This is a genomic window from Arthrobacter globiformis, from assembly GCF_046536215.2.
GTDB lineage: Bacteria > Actinomycetota > Actinomycetes > Actinomycetales > Micrococcaceae > Arthrobacter > Arthrobacter globiformis_E.
Map to the genome: position 1 here is coordinate 263381 of NZ_CM143421.1, position 18076 is coordinate 281456.

Annotated in this window: 11 protein-coding genes and 1 pseudogene; 11 read left to right on the forward strand and 1 reads right to left on the reverse strand. The window is 68.1% G+C overall.

The features are described from left to right. Positions 1 to 217: 217 nt before the first annotated feature. The 3 genes from R5O87_RS01295 to R5O87_RS01305 are packed head-to-tail and all read left to right on the forward strand — an operon-like array spanning position 218 to position 4883. A complete protein-coding gene (locus R5O87_RS01295; RefSeq protein ID WP_410557014.1) occupies positions 218 to 1240 on the forward strand; it encodes a 3-oxoacyl-ACP synthase III in 1023 nt (340 codons plus the stop codon). Then, a complete protein-coding gene (locus tag R5O87_RS01300; protein WP_410557013.1) occupies positions 1234 to 3891 on the forward strand; it encodes an alpha/beta fold hydrolase in 2658 nt (885 codons plus the stop codon). The genes R5O87_RS01295 and R5O87_RS01300 overlap by 7 nt, the downstream gene beginning before the upstream one ends. Then, a complete protein-coding gene (locus R5O87_RS01305; protein ID WP_410557012.1) occupies positions 3888 to 4883 on the forward strand; it encodes an NAD-dependent epimerase/dehydratase family protein in 996 nt (331 codons plus the stop codon). Before R5O87_RS01300 ends, R5O87_RS01305 begins: the two co-directional genes overlap by 4 nt. On the opposite strand, the gene R5O87_RS01310 is transcribed toward R5O87_RS01305, so the two are convergent. Further along, a complete protein-coding gene (locus R5O87_RS01310) occupies positions 4861 to 5823 on the reverse strand; it encodes a sugar-binding transcriptional regulator (protein WP_410557011.1) in 963 nt (320 codons plus the stop codon). The two genes, R5O87_RS01305 and R5O87_RS01310, sit on opposite strands and share 23 nt — an antisense overlap. A gap of 137 nt (positions 5824 to 5960) precedes the next feature. Between R5O87_RS01310 and R5O87_RS01315 the strand changes: the two genes are divergently transcribed. From R5O87_RS01315 to R5O87_RS01350, 8 genes and pseudogenes are all read left to right on the forward strand, one after another. Next, positions 5961 to 7778 carry a glycerol-3-phosphate dehydrogenase/oxidase gene (locus R5O87_RS01315; protein WP_410557010.1) on the forward strand — a complete coding sequence of 606 codons (1818 nt, stop codon included), beginning with the start codon at positions 5961 to 5963 and terminating at the stop codon, positions 7776 to 7778. Between the two features lie 58 nt (positions 7779 to 7836). Further along, positions 7837 to 8583, forward strand: a complete 747-nt coding sequence (locus R5O87_RS01320) for an MIP/aquaporin family protein (protein WP_410557008.1) — start codon at positions 7837 to 7839, stop codon at positions 8581 to 8583. Between the two features lie 124 nt (positions 8584 to 8707). Beyond that, a complete protein-coding gene (glpK, locus tag R5O87_RS01325; RefSeq protein ID WP_410557007.1) occupies positions 8708 to 10222 on the forward strand; it encodes a glycerol kinase GlpK in 1515 nt (504 codons plus the stop codon). A gap of 430 nt (positions 10223 to 10652) precedes the next feature. Next, entirely contained in the window at positions 10653 to 13178 is a 2526-nt protein-coding gene (gene leuS, locus R5O87_RS01330) for a leucine--tRNA ligase (RefSeq protein ID WP_410556186.1), read from the forward strand. An 81-nt stretch (positions 13179 to 13259) separates the two neighbouring features. Next, positions 13260 to 14300: a DegV family protein gene (locus R5O87_RS01335; RefSeq protein WP_410556070.1), complete on the forward strand. Its 1041-nt coding sequence runs from the start codon at positions 13260 to 13262 to the stop codon at positions 14298 to 14300. 147 nt (positions 14301 to 14447) lie between these two features. Continuing rightward, a pseudogene (locus R5O87_RS01340) lies at positions 14448 to 16108 on the forward strand (HNH endonuclease signature motif containing protein). A 161-nt stretch (positions 16109 to 16269) separates the two neighbouring features. Further along, positions 16270 to 16455, forward strand: coding sequence for a hypothetical protein (locus tag R5O87_RS01345; RefSeq protein ID WP_307103089.1), 186 nt, complete (start codon positions 16270 to 16272; stop codon positions 16453 to 16455). Positions 16456 to 16631: 176 nt separating this feature from the next. Further along, complete coding sequence (locus R5O87_RS01350; RefSeq protein WP_410556071.1) at positions 16632 to 17654, forward strand: helix-hairpin-helix domain-containing protein; 1023 nt, start codon at positions 16632 to 16634, stop codon at positions 17652 to 17654. Positions 17655 to 18076: the final 422 nt, after the last annotated feature.

Sequence of the window (18076 nt, forward strand, 5' to 3'; positions counted from 1 at the left end):
TGGTTTTCCGAGAGTTTCCCACCGGTTTTCGCGGGGCGGCGCGGGCAAAGACGTCCGGGCGGCCGGGGTGATTGCGAACAAGTGCCCAGGGCGCCGCGGGCACAAAATAGGATGATCCGGGCAAGCACCGGCATAGTTAAGCCCTTGGGCTTGCGCTTATGGGTTTATGGGTACAGTCACCGCATGAATGCAAGACGGAAACGAACAGGGGCTTGACTTGGCAGGAAATGCAACCTTCCGGCACAGCAACACCGCGCTGCTGTCGGTGAGCAGCGTCGAGGCTCCGCGGATCGTGAGTTCCACGGATTTCGATCGCAGGTTGGCTTCGACCCTGCAGCGGCTGAAGTTTCCGCCGCGGCTGCTCGAGCGCGTTGCCGGCATTACGCACCGTCGCTGGTGGGCCGCCGGGACATCGTTCGATGATGCCGCGGTTGAGGCCGGCGCGAAGGCCCTGGCCGAGGCCGGAGTCGAAGCGTCCGACATCGGCCTGCTGATCAACACGTCGGTCACGCGGCGCAACCTGGAACCGTCCGTCGCGGTGAAGATTCACCACGGACTCGGCCTGCCGTCGTCGGCCATGAACTTTGATCTGGCCAACGCCTGCCTTGGGTTCGTCAACGGCCTGACCCTGGCGGCGAGCATGATCGACTCCGGCCAGATCAGGTACGCGATGATCGTCAACGGTGAGGACGCCGAGGCAACACAGGAGGCCACCCTGGCCAGGCTGCAGCGGCCCGAGACGACGCGCGAAGACTTCAACCGGGAGTTCGCCACGCTCACGCTTGGATCCGGGGCTGCCGCAGCCGTCCTGGGCCCGGCGGATCAGAACCCCGGCGCGCACCGGATCGTGGGCGGCGTGATGCGGGCCGGCACCGAGCACCATGAGTTGTGCGTGGGCGGCATCGACGGCATGGCAACGGACACGAAGGGCCTTCTCGACGGCGGCCTGCAGCTCGTGGTCGACGCCTGGCACGAGGCCCAGCGGGAATGGGACTGGGGCTCGATGGACCGGTACGTCACGCACCAGGTGAGCAATGCCTACACCAAGGCCATCATTGACGCGATCGACCTGGACCCGGACAAGGTTCCCATCACATTCCCGCACTGGGGCAATGTGGGCCCGGCCTCCCTCCCGATGACCCTCGCCGCGGAGGCTCAGACCCTCGAAACCGGCAACCGGGTGCTGTGCATGGGCGTGGGTTCAGGCCTGAACACCGCCATGATGGAAATCGTTTGGTAGCCGCCGGCTGGCCAGGCGTCGACCCCGAATGGTCGCGCGAAATCGCTGTTCCCTCCACTTCGGCCGCCGATGAGCCCGGAACCGTTCGCCGCTGGCACCTGCTCGACAACGCTGCCCAGCTCGCCCGCCGTGGACTGACTCCCGCCGGCACCCTGCTGTGCGTCCACGGGAACCCGACCTGGTCCTACCTGTGGCGGAGCCTGCTGGCCGCCGGATCGGACCCCGCGCATCCTTGGCGCGTGGTGGCGGTGGACCAGCTGGACATGGGGTTTTCCGAACGCACCGGCACCTTCCGGCGCCTGGCGGACCGGATCAACGACCTGGGTGACCTTACGGACGCGCTGGCCCTGGACGGGCCGGTCGTCACCGTCGGCCACGACTGGGGCGGCGTGATCAGCCTGGGCTGGGCCGCGGCCCATCCGCAGCAGCTCGCCGGGGTGGTGCTGACCAACACCGCCGTCCACCAGCCCTCCGGTTCGGGGATCCCGCCGGCACTGCGGCTTGCCCTGCACCCCGCCGTGCACGGGTGGGGAACCACGACGTCGGACGCCTTTCTTCGCGTGACCCACTCGCTGGCGAACCCGCCGCTGCCCGCCGACATCCGGAAGGCCTACATGGCGCCCTACCGGGGCGCCAGGCGCCGCACCGGCGTGGGGAACTTCGTTGCGGACATCCCGGCGGATGCGTCGCATCCCAGCTTCCCGGCGCTCAACGGCGTCGCTGACGGGCTGCACGGGCTGAAGGTTCCGGCCCTGATGCTCTGGGGCCCACGGGACCCGATTTTTTCCGACCGGTACCTGAAGGACCTCATCACCCGGCTGCCGCACGCGAAAGTGCACCGCTTCGAGGGGGCCGGCCACCTCGTGGCGGAGGACCGGGACATCGCCACCCCCGTCTTCGAGTGGCTCGCCGGGCTCGGCGGGGACAGCGGACCTTGCCGGCAGGAGGACACAAAGGCCGGGGCCGACGGCGTCCCGCCCCTTTGGGGGCCAATCACCGAACTGGCGGCAGGAGCCGCCGGCGGGGACACCGCCGTCGCCGAAATGGACGCGGACGGCAATGCCGCCCGCCGGCTCAGCTGGCGGGAGCTGGAACGGAGCATCGAGGCCCTTGCGGCGGGGCTGCGCGAAGCCGGAGTGGGGAGCGGCAGCCGGGTGAGCCTGATGGTTCCTCCCGGAGCGGACCTGACCGTGGCCCTCTACGCCTGCCTGCGGCTGGGTGCGGTGGTGGTCGTGGCCGACGCCGGCCTGGGAACCCGGGGCCTGAGCCGCGCGGTCAAGGGAGCCACTCCCGATTTCCTCATCGGCATCGACAAGGCGCTGGCTGCTGCCGCGGTGCTCGGCTGGCCGGGCCGGCGGATCAGCGTGCGGGATCTCCCGGCAGCCCGCCGCCGCTTCCTCGGCGTCGAGACCTCCCTCGCGGCCCTCGCCCGGCGCGGTTCCGGCCTGAGCCCGGAGGCGCCGTGGCCTGCGCCTGATCCGGACGCCGACGCCGCCGTGCTGTTCACCTCCGGCTCCACCGGTCCCGCCAAGGGCGTGCTTTATACGCACCGGCAGCTGGGCGCTATGCGGGACACGGTGGCGGAGACTTTCGGGATCCGTGCCGGTGCCCGCCTTGTGGCGGCCTTCGCGCCGTTCGCCCTGCTGGGGCCTGCGCTCGGAGCGGTCTCGGTGACGCCGGCCATGGATGTCACCGCGCCACGAACCCTGACGGCCCGGGCGCTGGCGGACGCCACGGCGGCCATCGACGCAACGGCTGTTTTCGCCGCACCCGCGGCCCTGCGCAACGTCGTCGCGACCCAAAGCGGACTGGGCCAGGCCGGTCAGCAGGCCTTGGGACGCGTGGAGGTGCTGCTCTCCGCCGGGGCGCCCGTCGCCGAAGCCCTCCTCGCCCAGGTGCAGCGGCTGCTGCCGAAGGCTTCGCTGCACACGCCCTACGGGATGACCGAGGCCCTGCCCGTGACCGACATCAGCCTGGAACAGATCCGCGCCGCCGAGGCCGACGCCGCCGCCGGCACAGTGCCGGGGGCCGGCAACGGCGTGTGCGTCGGCTGGCCGGTGCACGGTGCCCGCGCGGCTGTCATCCCGCTTGCCGAGGACGGCAGCGCACCCGGGAACGAACCGGTCACGGAGACGGGGGTGACCGGCGAGATCCTCGTCAGCGCCCCGCACGTCAAAGAAGCCTACGACCGGCTCTGGCTCACCCAGCGCGAGAGCGTCCGCACTCCCGGCTGGCACCGCACCGGCGACGTCGGGCACCTCGACGCCGCCGGCCGGCTCTGGGTGGAGGGACGCCTCGCCCACATCGTGACGGCGCCCGGCGCGGTGGTGACGCCGGTGGGCGCCGAGCAGGCGATCGAACGCCTGGACGATGTCGGACTGGCCGCCGTCGTCGGGGTCGGACCGTCGGGAACGCAAGCCGTCGTCGCCGTCGTCGAAACCGTACCCTCCGCCCGCAAAGCCGGCCCGGCTGCGCCGCACCTTGCCGGGCGTGTCCGCGGGGCGGCCCTTGAGGCGGGCATCAATGTCTCCGCCGTACTCGAAGTCCCGGCACAGCCCACCGACATCAGGCACAACGCCAAGATCGACAGGACCCGTCTGTCCCGCTGGGCGTCCCGGGTGCTGGCCGGCGGCCGGCCGGGAAAGCCATGAGGGTCCTGGTCACCGGCGCAAGCGGGCTGCTCGGCCGGGAAGTGGCCCGGCTGCTGGTCCGCCAGGGCCATGCCGTGGCCACGTACCAGCGCCGGCCGTCAGGAGTCGACGGCGCTGAGGATTTCTGCGGCTCCGTCACGGACGGTGCAGCGCTCCGCAGGGCGGTGGGCGGCGCAGAAGGTGTCATCCACCTGGCCGCAAAGGTCTCCTTCACCGGCCCGGCAGCGGAGTTCGACGAGGTCAATGTCGAAGGGACCCGCCGCCTGCTGAATGCCGCCCGGGCGGCCGGGGTGCGGGACGTGGTGTATGTCTCGTCCCCGTCCGTGGCCAACTCCGGCGCCGCCATCGCCGGGCTCGGCGCGGAACCGGCCGACCCCGAGCGTGCGCACGGCGACTACTCCCGCACCAAGGCCAAGGCCGAATTGCTGGCACTGGCGGCGGACGCTCCGGGGTTCCGGGTCGCAGCGGTGCGCCCGCACGTCGTCTGGGGCCCCGGCGATACCCAGCTGGTGGAACGGGTCCTCGCACGCGCCGGCCATGGCCGCCTGCCGCTGCTCGACGCCGGTGCGGCACTGATCGACACAACCTACGTGGACAACGCCGCCTCGGCGATCGTTGCCGCGCTGCACCGGATGGAGTACATCCACGGCCGGGCGCTCGTCGTCACCAACGGCGAGCCGCGGCCGGTGGGCGAGCTGCTGGCGGGCATTTGCGCTGCGGGGGGCGTCGCCGCGCCGTCGTGGACCGTGCCGGGCGGGGTGGCACGGGCGGCTGGAGCTGTGGTGGAGAAGTTCTGGACCTGGGCAGGGCGCACAGAGGAGCCGCCGATGACCCGGTTCCTTGCCGAGCAGCTCTCCACCGCCCACTGGTTCGATCAACGCGGGACCCGCGAACTCCTCGACTGGACTCCCGCTGTGTCCCTGGATGACGGACTGGCGAGGCTGGCCGAGCACTACCGTTCCCGGCCGTTCAGCCCCCGCCCTCGAAGCTGACCAGCCGCCGGGCCGAGGCCTCATCGAGGATCAGGTCGGTCGCCAGCCCGGCCACCAGCGCCCCGCGGAGCCCGTTGATCTTGGACGCCCCCGACACCACGCAGATCCGCCGGCGCACCTGGCGGAGCTGGTCGAGCGACGGCCCGGTGGAGCGTTCGTTCAGCGTGATCCCGTCGGACGAGCCGTCGCGGCGGAAGAAAACCGTGGCCACGTCCCCCACGACGTCGGACTCCGCCAGCCTGACCAGGTCATCCTCGTCGAGGTAGCCGCCGGCGTAGACATGGCTGGGGTAGTCGGCGTCCACCGAGCCCACGCCGAAGATCGCGATGCTCATGCGGGACTGCAGGTCCAGGATGCGCTGCACGCTCCGCTCATTCCACATCGCGGTCTTCGTCGCCGCGTGGTCGAAGAAGGCCGGCACGGGAAACTGTTCAACCCGGGCCCCGTAGGCGCTGCCGAAGCGCCGCATGATGTCGCTGGCGTAGGTGATGCCGGTGGTCTGCATGTTGCCCGCGCCGTTCAGCTGCACCACAACGCTGTCGTGGGTGATCTTGCGCGTCAGGTGCCGGCTCACCGCGCTGAGGGTGGCACCCCAGGCCACGCCGATGATGGCGTTGGAGTCGACGAGCGGGCCGATGGTCCTTGCAGCCTGCATGGCCACGCGGTCCAGCGTTTCCGCCTCATTCAGGGTGTCCAGGACGGGCACCACGTGCACATCCACCTTGTACTGCGCCCGGATCAGCCGCTCCAGTTCAGGTCCGGTGTCCAGCGGGCTGCGGATCTGGATCTGCACCAGGCCGGTCTCCCGGGCCGTTGAAAGCAGCCGGGAAACCGTCGAACGGGAGGTCCGCAATTCCCGGGCGATGGCGTCCATGGTCAGGTCCTGCATGTAGTACAGCTGTGCGGCGCGCAGCGCGTCGGAATGTCGGGGACGGGGCATGCATGGTCCGTTCTGCACGTTTGTGCATAGTGCTTGACGTTATTTTCCAATAATTCAAACAATAGTGGTGAACGGCCCCGCACCATCCGGTGCGCGGCCTGCAACAAGCCTTTCGAACCAAACCCAAAGGAGCAGATTTGGGACTCAAGGATTCATTCGGCCATACCAACAGTGCAGCCGCCCCCGGTGCGGAGCGCCACTCCGTCTCGCGGCTGCGCCAGCGGCCCAACGCCCGGGTCCTGGTCATCGGCGGCGGCATCAACGGCGTCGGAACATTCCGCGATCTCGCGCTCCAGGGCGTTGATGTGGCGCTGGTGGAACGCGGCGACTACTGCCAGGGAGCCAGCGGCGCCTCGTCGCATATGATCCACGGCGGCATCCGCTACCTGGAAAACGGCGAATTCCGGCTGGTCCGGGAATCCGTGGTTGAGCGCAACCGGCTCCTGCGGATCGCGCCCCATTACGTGAAACCGCTGCAGACCACCATTCCGATCTTCAGCACCTTCTCCGGTGTCCTGGCCGCGCCCCTGCGGTTCCTGACGCACAAGCAGCAGGGCACGCCGAAGGAGCGCGGGGCGTTCCTGATCAAGCTGGGCCTGAGCCTGTATGACTCCTTCTCCCGCGACGGCGGCAGCGTCCCGCGCCACCAGTTCCGCACCCGGCGCAAGGCGCTGGCCGAACTTCCGATGCTGCATCCCGGCGTCAAATACACCGCGACCTACTTCGATGCGTCCGTGCACAACCCGGAGCGGCTCACCCTGGATGTCCTGCAGGACGGCGAGAAGGCGGGCGCCGCACACAATACAGCCAGAGCCAGCAACTACCTCGCGCTGGCGTCTGTCAGGTCCAACGGAGACGGTTCCAGCACCGCGGTTCTCCGCGATCAGCTGACCGGCGAGGAGTTCGACTTCACCGCGGACGTCATCGTGAACACCACCGGCGCATGGGTCGACCTCACCAACCAGGCCATGGGTGCACCCACCACCTTCATGGGCGGGACCAAGGGCTCGCACATCGTGCTGGACCACCCCGGCCTGCTGGCTGCCTGCAGGGGGCGCGAGATCTTCTTCGAACACACCGACGGCCGGATCGTGCTGATCTACCCGATGGGTGACCGCGTGCTGGTGGGAACCACCGACGTCGACGCCGACATGTCCCAGGACGCCGTCTGCACCGAAGAGGAGATCGACTACTTCTTCGACCTCATCGGCCACGTCTTCCCGGACATCGCCGTCAACCGCGGACAGATCGTCTACACGTTCTCGGGCGTGCGTCCGCTGCCGCGGCACGACGCCACCCAGCCGGGGTTCGTGTCGCGGGACTACCGCATCGAACGGCGTGCCCCGGAAGCAACCGCCCCGGAAACAGGCACACACGAATCAAACGCCCGGGAGGGCGGCGCCGTCGTGCTCAGCCTCGTGGGCGGCAAGTGGACCACCTTCCGCGCCCTGGCCGAACACCTGGCCGGCGACGTCCTCGCCGAACTGGGACTGGAACGGAAAACTTCGACGGCGAAGCTCGCCATCGGCGGCGGCGCCGGATTCCCGGACAGCGAAGCCGGAATCCAGAGGTGGATCAAGGCGCACATGACCGCCACCCGCGACGCGGACCGGACAGCCGGCCTGCTCACCAGGTACGGCACGCGCGCTGAGGAAGTGATCAGTTATCTCGATGCCGGTCCCGACCGGCTGCTCCGCTCCACCCGGGAGCTCAGCGTCAGGGAACTGCAGTTCATGGCGGCCCACGAACAGGTCGGGCACCTGGTGGACGTGCTGATCCGCCGCACTTCGCTCGCCTTCCGCGGCCTTGTCACCGGGGAACTGCTGAACGAAGTCGCCGAGGCCTTGGCCGAGCCGCTCGGCTGGGACGCGGCAGGGGTTGCCGCCGAAATCAACCACGCCCAGGAGGTGCTGAAGCGATACCACGGCGTCGAGGTCCACAGCCTCGTCGCTTAGCGGGAAACCGTCCTTCAAACACGCGAAGGACTGACAACAGAAAATAGAGGAGTCAAAGATGTCTCTTGGATTGGTTTTTCTTTCCGAAGTCTTCGGAACCGCCATGCTGACCCTGCTGGGTTGTGGCGTGGTGGCCAACGTGGCGCTCAAAGGCACGAAGGGCAACAACGGAGGATTCCTGATGGTCACGTGGGGGTGGGGCATCGCCGTCTTCGCCGGCGTGTACGTCGCCGCCCGCTCCGGCGCCCACCTCAACCCGGCCGTCACTACAGGCCTGCTGGTCAACGGCAAGGCCGAATATGCCCCCGGCGTTCCGGTCGACTTCGCGTCCACACTGACCTACTACGGCGGCGAGCTCTTCGGCGCATTCCTGGGCGCCGTGGTCACCTGGCTGGCACACAAGCAGCACTTCGACGCCGAACCGGAGCCCGCCAACAAACTCGGCGTTTTCTCCACCGGCCCGGCCATCCGCTCCACCCCGTGGAACCTGATCACGGAAATCATCGGCACCTTTGTGCTGGTCTTCGTAATCCTCACCTTCGGCGGAACGCCGTCAGGTCTTGGCCCGCTGGCTGTGGCCCTGCTCGTCGTCGGCATCGGTGTGTCCCTGGGCGGACCAACCGGCTACGCCATCAACCCCGCCCGTGACCTCGGTCCCCGCATCGCGCACGCCGTGCTTCCCATCAAGGGCAAGGGGTCCAGCGACTGGAGCTACTCCTGGATTCCGGTGGTTGGCCCGCTCATTGGCGGCATCCTCGCCGGCCTTGTGGGGCTGCTGCCGATCGTGTTCAAAGCAGCCACCTGAGCCTCTGCGCCTGATCCGAAGGGCGCCTGATCCGAACGGCGCCCTTTTAGGCGGCGCCCAGCTCCGAAAACCATATCCATAGCCACATCTGTTCAAACGCAAGCACAACGACAAGGACGTCATCATGAGCCAATACGTAATCGCCGTCGACCAGGGCACCACCAGCACCCGCGCCATCGTCTTCGACCAGAGCGGCAACATCGTTTCCTCGGGCCAGATGGAACACGAGCAGATCTTCCCGCAGGCCGGCTGGGTGGAGCACGATCCAACGGAAATCTGGGACAACACCCGCGAGGTGATCGGCTCCGCCCTGTCCAAGGCGAACCTGACCCGGCACGATATTGCCGCCGTCGGCATCACCAACCAGCGCGAGACGGCGGTGGTCTGGGACAAGACCACCGGCAAACCGATCTACAACGCGATCGTGTGGCAGGACACCCGGACCCAGCCGATCGTCGACGAGCTGGCGAGGGACGGGGGAGCCGAGCGGTTCAAGCAGAAGGTGGGGCTGCCGCTGGCCACTTACTTCTCCGGAACCAAGATCAAGTGGATCCTGGACAATGTCGACGGCGCGCGGGAGAAGGCGGAGGCCGGGGATCTGGTCTTCGGCAACACCGACTGCTGGGTGCTGTGGAACCTTACCGGCGGGGTGGACGGGGGCGTGCACGTCACGGACGTCACCAACGCCTCAAGGACCATGTTCATGGACCTCGACACGCTGCAGTGGGACGAGGAGATCCTGGGTGTCTTCGGTGTTCCGGCGTCCATGATGCCAGCGATCAAGTCCTCCTCCGAGGTCTACGGCACGGTCCACACCTCGCAGCTGCTGCGGGAGGTCCCGGTGGCCGGCATCCTCGGCGACCAGCAGGCGGCCACCTTCGGCCAGGCCGCGTTCGAGACCGGCGAAGCCAAGAACACCTACGGCACCGGCTGCTTCCTGATCTTCAACACCGGCGAGGAGATCGTCCACTCCAAGAACGGGCTGCTGACCACCGTCGGCTACAAGCTCGGCGACGCGGCACCGCACTACGCGCTGGAAGGGTCGATCGCCGTCACCGGTTCGCTCATCCAGTGGCTGCGGGACAACCTCAACATGATCAGCAGCGCCCCCGAGGTGGAATCCCTCGCCGCTTCGGTCAAGGACAACGGCGGCGTGTACATCGTGCCCGCGTTCTCCGGGCTCTTCGCGCCGTACTGGCGCTCGGATGCCCGCGGCGCCATCGTGGGCCTGACCAGGTTCGTAAACAAGAGCCACATCGCCCGGGCCGCACTCGAGGCCACGGCCTTCCAGACCCGCGAGGTGCTGGATGCGGTCAACGCTGACTCGGGCGTTCCGCTCTCGGAACTGAAGGTCGACGGCGGCATGGTCGCCAACGATGCCCTCATGCAGTTCCAGGCGGACATCCTCGGCGTGCCGGTCATCCGCCCGAAGGTGGTGGAAACCACGGCGCTGGGCGCCGCATATGCGGCGGGCCTCGCCGTCGGCTTCTGGAAGGACCTCGGCGAGCTGTCCGCCAACTGGTCCGAGGACAAGCGCTGGGAGCCGAACCTGGACACGGAGGAGCGGGAACGGCAGCTGCGCCTCTGGAAGAAGGCCGTCACCAAGTCCATGGACTGGGTCGACGAGGACGTTCGGTAGCCATCCGCTAGCTGCCTACGCGTGCCGCTTCAGAGAGGAGGCCGCACCCGCCCGCCCGTCCCCGGCTGCTCCCTGACACTCGCAAGCTCGTGTCGGGGCCCTCGCAGCCGGGGGCCCCCGCGCGGCCCACCACACCATGGCGGGGTGCGGCCTCCTCTCTTCCGCTGCGTATGCCTGCGGGGAACTCTGCCGCTCGTGGCGACTGGGCTTCGGGTGCCGGGAGGGGGATGGGGGTGCGCTAAAGTAGGGGTATGCGTGCGATCCTTCTGCTTAGCTAGCCGCTTGGTATCCCGAACAAATACGGATTATCGAGCGGCCGCCCCTCCATGTCGAGGGGCTTTTGTGTGTCAGGGGAGACCTTCCCGGCAGGCGGCGGGGATCAGACCGTTATGACAGGACAGAGGTCATGACAGAACAGAAGAGGGCAGCAGTGAGCGTTCAGCCGGAGACCGAAACCGGAACAGCAGCAGGTGGAGCGGAGACGCCCGAAGAGGGTGCGTACAGCTTCGCGGCGATGGAGGCCCGGTGGCCGCAGGTGTGGGAAGACCTGAAGGTCTTCACCCCCGCCGACGACGGATCCCGGGAGCGCCGCTACGTCCTGGACATGTTCCCGTACCCGTCCGGCGACCTGCACATGGGCCACGCCGAGGCGTTCGCCATGGGCGACGTGGTGGCCCGCTACCTGCGCCAGCAGGGCTACGACGTGCTGCACCCGATCGGCTGGGACTCGTTCGGACTCCCCGCGGAAAACGCGGCCATCAAGCGCAACGCCCACCCGAGCGAGTGGACGTACGCCAACATCGACACCCAGGCTGCTTCCTTCAAGCGCTACGCCATCTCCGCTGACTGGTCCCGCCGGCTGCACACCTCCGACCCGGAGTACTACCGCTGGACGCAGTGGCTGTTCAAGCGCTTCTATGAGCGCGGGCTCGCGTACCGCAAGGACTCACCTGTCAACTGGTGCCCCAAGGACCTCACCGTGCTGGCCAACGAGCAGGTTGTCAACGGTGCCTGTGAGCGCTGCGGCACGGCAGTGACCAAGAAGTCGCTGAACCAGTGGTATTTCAAGATCACCGACTATGCGGACCGGCTGCTGGACGACATGTCCGAGCTGCAGGGGCACTGGCCCGAGCGGGTTCTGGCGATGCAGCGAAACTGGATCGGCCGCTCGGAAGGCGCCCACGTCCGGTTCGTGATCGAGGCGTCTGACGGACGCGCCGAGCGTGAAGTCACTGTCTTCACCACCCGTCCGGACACCCTGTACGGCGCCACGTTCTTCGTCGTCGCCGCGGATGCGCACCTGGCCCTGGACCTGGTCACCCCGGAACACCACGACGCGCTGATGGCCTACCGGGAAAAGGTGAAGGCCCTTTCGGACATTGAGCGCCAGTCCACGGAACGCGAAAAGACCGGCGTGTTCACCGGCCGCTACGCCATCAACCCGCTGAACGGTGAAAGGCTGCCTGTCTGGGCGGCTGACTACGTCCTGGCCGACTACGGCACGGGCGCCATCATGGCCGTCCCCGCCCACGACCAGCGCGACCTCGACTTCGCCAAGGAGTTCGGCCTGCCTGTGCGCGCGGTGCTGGACACTGGCGAGGAGGACCCTGCAGTTTCGGGCAAGGCAACCGCGGGTGAGGGCAGGCTCATCAACTCCGGCGCCCTGGACGGTCTGCCCAAGGGGGACGCCATCCCGGAGGCCATCAGGATTCTCGAAGAGCAGGGCACCGGCGAGAAGTTCGTCAACTTCCGGCTGCGTGACTGGCTGCTGAGCCGCCAGCGCTTCTGGGGTACCCCGATCCCCATCATCCACTGCGCCGAGTGCGGGGAAGTGCCCGTGCCTGACGAGCAACTGCCGGTTACCCTCCCCGAGGACCTGCGCGGCGAGGCGCTGTCACCAAGGGGCACGTCGCCTCTGGCCGCGGCAGCAGAATGGGTCAACGTCGAGTGCCCGAACTGCGGACGCGCAGCCCAGCGGGACACGGACACCATGGACACGTTTGTGGACTCATCCTGGTACTTCCTGCGCTTCGTCTCCCCCCACTACACCGACGGTCCCTTTGATCCCGAGAAGATCAACGACTGGATGCCGGTCGGGCAGTATGTTGGCGGCGTCGAGCACGCCATCCTGCACCTGCTCTACGCCCGCTTCTTCACCAAGGTCATTCATGACATGGGCCTGCTGGCGGCGGACGAGCCCTTCAGCGCCCTGCTCAACCAGGGCCAGGTGCTCAACGGCGGCAAGGCCATGAGCAAGTCGCTGGGCAACGGTGTTGACCTGGGCGAGCAGCTGGACAAGTTCGGCGTGGACGCCGTCCGTCTCACCATGATCTTCGCCTCCCCGCCGGAGGACGACGTCGACTGGGCGGACGTTTCGCCGTCGGGCTCTGCGAAGTTCCTGGCCCGCGCCTGGCGCCTCGGCCAGGACGTGTCCAGCGCCCCGGGCGTTGACTTCAGCACCGGCGACCGCGCGCTGCGCTCGGTCACGCACCGGACCATCGCGGACGCCGCGGAACTTCTGGACAACAACAAGTTCAACGTCGTGGTGGCCAAGCTGATGGAGCTGGTCAACGCCACGCGGAAGACCATCGACTCCGGTGCCGGCGGCGCCGATCCGGCCGTGCGTGAAGCGGCCGAGGCCGTGGCCGTCATCCTGAGCCTCTTCGCGCCCTACACGGCGGAAGACCTGTGGAACGTCCTGGGACACCCGGCATCCGTCGCCAACGCCGGCTGGCCGTCCCACGACAATGCCCTTCTGGTGCAGGAGACCATCACCGCGGTGGTCCAGGTCCAGGGCAAGGTCAGGGACCGGCTCGAGGTCTCACCGTCCATCTCTGAGGACGAGCTGCGTGAACTGGCGCTGGCCTCCGAGAATGTCCAGCGCGCCCTCGACGGCCGCGGCATCCGGACGGTCATTGTGCGGGCACCTAAACTGGTGAACATCGTCCCGGCCTAGCAGGGTTAATGGACGACTGAGTGGCCGGGTTCTGGCCGCCGGCACCGCCGGCGGTCAGAAATAACTGCAGGGGGTTGCGCCGTGATTGACCGAGAGCCGGCAGCCTGGCTGTGGTTGAAGGAGCACCTGGTCCGCCTCCGCCAGGCCACCAGGCCTGGCCAGGTCCCGCCCACGGGCGAGCCCGCCGTCGTCGTCCGTACCGCCGTGGTCACGGACTCGGCCGCGGCCCTGCCCGCCGACTGGGTACGGGCCTTCTCCATCAACGGCCGCCTGGCAGTCATCCCCATGCCCGTCATGGTGGGGGAGGAGATCTATGGCGAGGGCGAGGACGACATCGCCGGGACCATCGCGGTGGCGCTGGCCGCCGCAACGCCCGTCAAGACATCCCGGCCGTCACCTGGCCAGTTTGAGCAGGCGTACCTGGCCGCCGAACGGCAGGGCTTTGAATCCGTCGTGTCCATCCATATTTCCGGTGGACTGTCCGGCACCGCAGACGCCGCCCGCCTCGCCGCCGGCCGGGTAAAGATCCCCGTGGAGGTGCTCGACACCCGCACCGTGGGCATGGCGCAGGGACTCGCCGTCCAGAGCGCCGTGGTGGCAGCGGCGGACGGCCGCGATGCCAGTGAGGTGCGCCGGCTCGCAGAGGAGCGCGCGGCACGGTCCAAGGTGTTTTTTTATGTGCCCAGCCTGGAACAGTTGCGGCGCGGCGGGCGCATCGGGGCTGCGGCTTCGCTCGTCGGGGCCATGCTGGCCATCAAGCCGATTCTGGCGGTCGACGGCGGCAAGATCGTACCGCTGGAAAAGGTCCGCTCTGCGGCGAAGGCCATTGCCCGGCTTGAGGAGATCGTGGTGGCGGAGGCCGCGGGCCGGCCGCTGGGGGAGGCCCGGTTGGCCATCCACCATTTCGGCAACCGGCCCGAGGCCGAGATGCTCGCGGCCCGGCTGGCGGCGAAGCTCCCGGCCCTTCCGCCTGCACAGATCAGCTCGCTGCCTGCCGTCTTGGCCGCCCACGCCGGACTTGGCGTCCTCGCGGTGATCGTGGGGGAGAGCAGCTCGTCCGTGGCGGGTTGCCTCGCGGCCCCCTCCAAGGCCGGTGGGCCTGAAGGTTCTGCAACTAGGTAGCAGCTGAGGGCGTTCTCAGCGCTGGGAACGCCCTGTGCTGCTACCTGGTTCTCGTTCTGGAGCGGATCAAAAAAACTTTTCGATCCTGCCCGTCTGTGGTGCGCTTTCCACCCTCAAATTGTCAGTGGCCCCTGTCATGGTGTGGGTATGGATAACGCAGTGGTTGCGGAGACGTTGGAGGCCATCGGTGCCTCTGCTCTTTCGCTGGCTGTTGAGCTGCGTCGGGCGGTTGTTCCGGGTCCGGCCCCGCTGTCCGATGAGACGGATCCAGATGAGGCGGATCCGTTGGGGGATCAGGCGGATGCGTGCCTGGAGGGGTCTGGCCGGTGTGGCTGTGATGGAGGCGCGGCTGGCCGCGGTGAAGGTTCAGCTCGCTGCCGGTTTCGTGGCGGAGGAGGAGGCCATGATTCCGCCGGGGGCGTCCGCGCAGGACCGCACTGTGCGGCGGATGTCGGTGACCGCTGAGGTGGCTGGCGTCCTGACCGTCAGTGAAGGGGCGGCGGAGCGGTTGCTGGTCGAATCCGCCAAAACTTACCAAGGATCTGCCGTTGGCGCTGGGCGCGCTCGGGTCAGGAGCTATCTTGTGGCAGCACGGGCGGATCATGTGCGACGAAACGGACGGGCTGGCGCCGGAAGCCGCGGCGGTGTTTGAGGCGCATTTCCTGGACCCGGACAAACCCGGGTACGCGGGGGGTTGCCCGGCCGGGGAACTGACGCCGGCGAGGTTCCGGGCGAAGGCACGGTATTGGCGGGAACGGCATCATCCGGTCAGCATTGAAAAACGCCACCACAAGAGCGTGGAGGACCGGCGGCTGGAGTATGCCCCGGACCGGGACGGCATGGCCCGGCTGTCGGCCTATCTGCCCGCGGACCAGGCGGCCGGGATCTGGAACCGCACCACGGCCGCAGCCCGGGCCGCGCAGGGCCCGACCGAAAGCCGAACTTTGACCCAGCTCCGGGCCGACGCGTTCGCCAGCTGGTCGCTTGAACCGGCCCAGAGGGTCGATGGCGGGGTTGATGTTCCGTCCCCGAAGGCGCAGGTCCTGGTCACGGTGCCGGTGTTCTCGCTGCTCGGCCTGTCCGAAGAACCGGCCACGCTGGATGGTTACGGGCCGATCCCGCCGTCCATGGCCCGCCGGCTCGTCGCCGACGGCGCAACCTCATTCCTCCGGGTCCTCACCGACCCGCGCGACGGGGCGCCGCTGGAGATCGGACGCACCAGCTACCGGCTGACCAAACCACTGCGCCAATGGCTGCGGCTCCGCGACGCCAAATGCACATTCCCCAACTGCAACAACCACTCCCTCGACAACGACGCCGACCACATCCTCGCCTGGGCCGACGGCGGCGGCACCGGCGTCGCCAACCTCGGCCAACCCTGCCCCAAACACCACAGACTCAAACACTCCACGGCGTGGCAGCCGGTCGGCGCCACCCGCCACGCCCCGCCGGGCTGGATCTCACCCATGGGCCGGTCCTATCCGGCCGAGCATCAGGACTGGGAACCACCCACCTTGCCAGAACTACCGCTAGTCCAAGATTGGGGACTTCCGCCTGGATGGCAGGAACCGCCACCAATCCAGGACCATCCGGAGCCGCGCGGTTGGCCCGACCCTCCGGAGTGGCCAGACGGTTCCGATGGCTTCGACGAGCTCGATGGCCAGTTCGGACTCGCCTGGGATCCGGGCCACGCGTCCTTGGAAGCCCCCGAGGACCTTGACGGGGTCGGGAGCCCGATGGCTTTCGGCGTCCCTGAACCACCGCTGCCGGTCGATCCATGGCCCTACTGGTCATCCACAGCGGCCTAGGAAAACGCCTGCCCCTATCGCGCCGCCGCAACCCCCTGCCACTTGCCGTGTCCCCGCAGGGCCTGCCCTTGCTGGGCCGCCCCAACCGCCGCCCACTTCTCGTGCCCTAGCAGTGCCCGACAGCCGGTAGTACAGTCTCCCCACCGAGCAAGGAGGCTCTCATGTCCATGCAAGTCCACCACGTCGCCCAGCTGGACCGGGATGTGGCCGACGAAGTCACAAAATGGCTGAAATACCTGAAGGGCCAGGTCACCAGCGTCCAGTTCCTGACCACCACCATCCCGGATCCCAAAGAGCCGGAGAAATGGCGAGTGCAGTACGAGGCGTACATCACCTATCAGCGCTAGCGGCGCTGTCCACATGTCGCAATCCACATAGGGCATGAGGGGACTGTCGGGAAGGCAGACCGTTTCCTAGCGTGGTGGATATGTCACGCCGGACCGCTGGAGACTCAGCCAGCGCTCAGCCGCGCGCTGGCGAAGGGCGTCCAGGCCCGGGGCACTCCGGTGGTGGACGTCGGCACATGCAGGGCAGGACAACAGATGGGCGGACAGCCAGACGACTGGCCGCCTCACTCGGACCTCCCACCACCCCGGGTCTTACGGGCAATACCGGTCCTACCTGTGATGAAGAGCCCAACCAGCAGCCCGGCGGCGGTGCCACCGGGCTGCTGGAGGCGGGAACTGGAGGCGGCTTTACCTATAGCCGCCAGGCCGGTTCCGCCGAGTCCGCGGTGTCCGGGGAAGTGGCTGAACCGCGGTTCCGCTGGCGCCTGGGCATTCGTGCCGCGGCATTGGTGGGCGTTCTGTCTCTGATTGCCGGGGCCCTGCTCTGGTGGCAGGTGGCCGCCAACGGACCTGAAGTCCTTCCGCTCAGCTCAGTGACCCACGATGCGGCGGGGAAACCGGCCACCAGCACATCTGACGGCAGCGGCACGGAAAGCAGCGAGCCAGGTGGAGTCGGGAAAGGCACTGAGGGCAAAGACACTGACGGGCAAGACGGTGACGGTGATGGCTCTGACGGGACGAAGAGTGACGGGGCGGCCGGGAACGTCGTGGTGCACGTCGCCGGGGCGGTGAAGAAAACGGGAGTGGTCCGGCTCCCGCGCGGAAGCCGGGTACATGAGGCCATCGCCGCCGCCGGGGGCGCCCGCCCGGAGGCCGACCTCGACCGCCTTAACCTCGCTACCCCGCTGGAAGACGGCCAGAAAATCTACGTACCGCGCCGCGGCGCGCCGGAACCGGCCGACACGACCGGTGCCGCGCCACCGGACAAAACTGGCGCGGCCGGCGCTTCGGGAGCGGGCGGCACCCCGGCCAATGGAACCGGCGGGCCTGCAGGAAATGGTGCCAGCGGCAAGATCAACCTCAACACCGCTACCGTGGAGGAACTCGGCGAGCTTCCGAGGGTTGGCCCGGTGCTGGCACAGCGCATCGTCGACTGGCGCACTCAGCAGGGACCCTTCAAGTCGCCCGAGGAACTGGATGCGGTGGACGGAGTCGGGCCCAAAATGCTGGAAGCCTTGCTACCGCTGGTGACCGTCTGACATGGAGGGCAGGACCGGACGCGCGCCCAGCCGATGGCACCGGTATGTCCAGGCGGCAGTGGAGTTCCCTAGGGCCGACTCCACGCCGGGTGAGTCCGGCTCCGGTGATTCTGCCCCGACGGAATCACTGCCGTCTCGGTCTCCGTCCCGGGCTGGTCCCGTGAGCGCTCTCGGGGAGAAAATCCGCGCGGACGTCCGGCGTCGTCTGCTGCCGGACGAGCAGGACGCGGCTGGATCCGAACCTAACCGGCGCCGAACCGATCTTCGCCTTGCACCGGCCGCACTGCTCGTGTGGGCCGCCACTGTCGCCGGGCCTTGGCTGACACCAGGCGGCCTTCTGCTTATGTGGGGCAGTCTCGGCGCGTGTGCCGGAGTGTTGCTTGCAATGCTTCTGCGGAGGAAGAAGGCCGGAAGACACTGGC

Excerpts from the sequence above, each read along its gene's own strand:
- R5O87_RS01310 (WP_410557011.1), bottom strand. The coding sequence starts at position 5,823 with ATGCCCCGTCCCCGACATTCCGACGCGCTGCGCGCCGCACAGCTGTAC.
- R5O87_RS01345 (WP_307103089.1), top strand. The coding sequence starts at position 16,270 with ATGTCCATGCAAGTCCACCACGTCGCCCAGCTGGACCGGGATGTGGCC.
- R5O87_RS01305 (WP_410557012.1), top strand. The coding sequence starts at position 3,888 with ATGAGGGTCCTGGTCACCGGCGCAAGCGGGCTGCTCGGCCGGGAAGTG.
- R5O87_RS01350 (WP_410556071.1), top strand. The coding sequence starts at position 16,632 with ATGCAGGGCAGGACAACAGATGGGCGGACAGCCAGACGACTGGCCGCC.
- R5O87_RS01320 (WP_410557008.1), top strand. The coding sequence starts at position 7,837 with ATGTCTCTTGGATTGGTTTTTCTTTCCGAAGTCTTCGGAACCGCCATG.
- glpK (WP_410557007.1), top strand. The coding sequence starts at position 8,708 with ATGAGCCAATACGTAATCGCCGTCGACCAGGGCACCACCAGCACCCGC.